This window comes from Paramylibacter ulvae (assembly GCF_014652655.1).
GTDB classification, from domain to species: Bacteria; Pseudomonadota; Alphaproteobacteria; order Rhodobacterales; family Rhodobacteraceae; genus Amylibacter; species Amylibacter ulvae.
In genome coordinates, this window is record NZ_BMZF01000019.1 from 2,501 (window position 1) to 5,160 (window position 2,660).

Annotated in this window: 1 rRNA gene; it reads left to right on the forward strand. The window is 49.2% G+C overall.

Features of this window, described 5'->3' with window-relative positions:
- Positions 1-459 precede the first annotated feature (459 nt).
- A 23S ribosomal RNA gene (locus IE094_RS15450) occupies positions 460-2,660 on the forward strand; the annotation flags it as partial.

Here is a 2,660-nt window from a genome sequence, read left to right on the forward strand (position 1 = left end):
GTTTAGAGAGCATTAATAACACGAGACGTAAGTTTCTTGTTTGGACTAGGATTATTGGACTTGTTCAATATCTCAGTTCGCAACAGTTCCGGTGACGGGACAGCATAATCAGACTCGGGTGACCAACCCACTGTGCATGCGTTGCTAGCAAGCCATCCAGTGCGTGTTGGCGAACTAATACAAAGATAATTTACAGTCTTTCCAAGTCAAATACACTAACCATCTTGGTGATCATTGATCATCAGGAGCCAGAGTGATTTAGATCTACTCTGGTAATTATGGGACACTCGTAAGAGTGTTCGATTAAACTGGGAATGTGCGGACATTGCGCCAAGCGATGTCCATGAGTTCAATAAATTATGAGCCTCACGCAAGTGAAGTTCATTAACTCTCAAAATTATGACGACTTCTGTTTCAGAATTACAGACTGACTTTACCAGCCGGTCTTTTTCTGGATCAGATCAAGCGCGAGAAGGGCGTTTGGTGGATGCCTTGGCAGTAAGAGGCGATGAAGGACGTGATACTCTGCGATAAGCTTTGGGAAGTCGAGAATAGACGCTATACCCAAAGATCTCCGAATGGGGCAACCCAACTGATATTCTGTTATTGTTAGCCGCAAGGCTATTCAATAATAGGGTAAACCAGTTATTAATTACCTGAATATATAGGGTTTTTAAAGCAAACCCGGGGAACTGAAACATCTAAGTACCCGGAGGAAAGGAAATCAATAGATACTCCCTTAGTAGCGGCGAGCGAACGGGGACCAGCCGAGCTATGAATGTGACTAGAACCATCTGGAAAGTTGGGCAATATGGGTGACAGCCCCGTATAGGAAGCATGATTAGACGTATTAAGTAGGGCGGAACACGTGAAATTCTGTCTGAACATCGGAGGACCACCTTCGAAGGCTAAGTACTCCTTACTGACCGATAGCGAACCAGTACCGTGAGGGAAAGGTGAAAAGCACCCCGACAAGGGGAGTGAAACAGTTTCTGAAACCGGACGCCTACAAACAGTCGGAGGGGCATATGCCCTGACGGCGTACCTTTTGTATAATGGGTCAACGACTTGGTCTTACTAGCAAGCTTAAGCCGATAGGTGTAGGCGCAGCGAAAGCGAGTCTTAATAGGGCGAATGAGTTAGTAGGATCAGACCCGAAACCGAGTGATCTAGGCATGAGCAGGTTGAAGGTACAGTAACATGTACTGGAGGACCGAACCCACATCTGTTGAAAAAGATCGGGATGACTTGTGCCTAGGGGTGAAAGGCCAATCAAACTCGGAGATAGCTGGTTCTCCGCGAAATCTATTTAGGTAGAGCGTCGCACGAATACCTTCGGGGGTAGAGCACTGGATGGGTAATGGGGACTCACCGTCTTACTGATCCTAACCAAACTCCGAATACCGAAGAGTAATATGCGGCAGACACACTGCGGATGCTAACGTCCGTAGTGAAGAGGGAAACAACCCTGACCTCCAGCTAAGGCCCCTAATTCGTAGTTAAGTGGGAAAGCAGGTGGGACGACCAAAACAACCAGGAGGTTGGCTTAGAAGCAGCCATCCTTTAAAGATAGCGTAACAGCTCACTGGTCTAAATAAGTTATCCTGCGGCGAAGATGTACCGGGGCTCAAACTACGAGCCGAAGCTGAGGATGCACGTAAGTGCATGGTAGCGGAGCGTTCTGTGATATAGAACGCTGTCTCTTTAGTATCTTCGGATATTACGGAGACAATGTTCTGACTGTGAAGCCGGCCTGTGAGGGATCCGGTGGAGTGATCAGAAGTGAGAATGTTGACATGAGTAGCGATAAACAGGGTGAGAGACCCTGTCGCCGAAAGTCCAAGGGTTCCTGCTTAAAGCTAATCTGAGCAGGGTAAGCCGACCCCTAAGGCGAGGCCGAAAGGCGTAGTCGATGGGAAACCGTTTAATATTACGGTGCCAGGAAGATGTGACGGATCGAAAGCGTAGTGACTCCTTATCGGATTGAAGTTGCTGCCGGACGGTTCCAGGAAATAGCCTTCCATTAGATCGTACCCTAAACCAACACAGGTGGACTGGTAGAGAATACCAAGGCGCTTGAGAGAACTGCATTGAAGGAACTCGGCAAAATACCTCCGTAAGTTCGCGAGAAGGAGGCCCTATCAGAACGCAAGTTTTGGTGGGGGGCACAAACCAGGGGGTGGCGACTGTTTACTAAAAACACAGGGCTCTGCGAAGTCGCAAGACGACGTATAGGGTCTGACGCCTGCCCGGTGCTGGAAGGTTAAAAGGAGTTGTGCAAGCAGCGAATTGAAGCCCCAGTAAACGGCGGCCGTAACTATAACGGTCCTAAGGTAGCGAAATTCCTTGTCGGGTAAGTTCCGACCTGCACGAATGGCGTAACGACTTCCCCGCTGTCTCCAATGCAGACTCAGCGAAATTGAATTGCCTGTTAAGATGCAGGCTTCCCGCGGTTAGACGGAAAGACCCCGTGCACCTTTACTACAGCTTCACACTGGCATTAGGTCAGACGTGTGCAGGATAGGTGGTAGGCTTTGAAGTGTGGACGCCAGTTCGCATGGAGCCTCCCTTGAGATACCACCCCTGTCTGTCTTGATGTCTAACCGCGGACCATTATCTGGTTCCGGGACCCTGTGTGGCGGGTAGTTTGACTGGGGCGG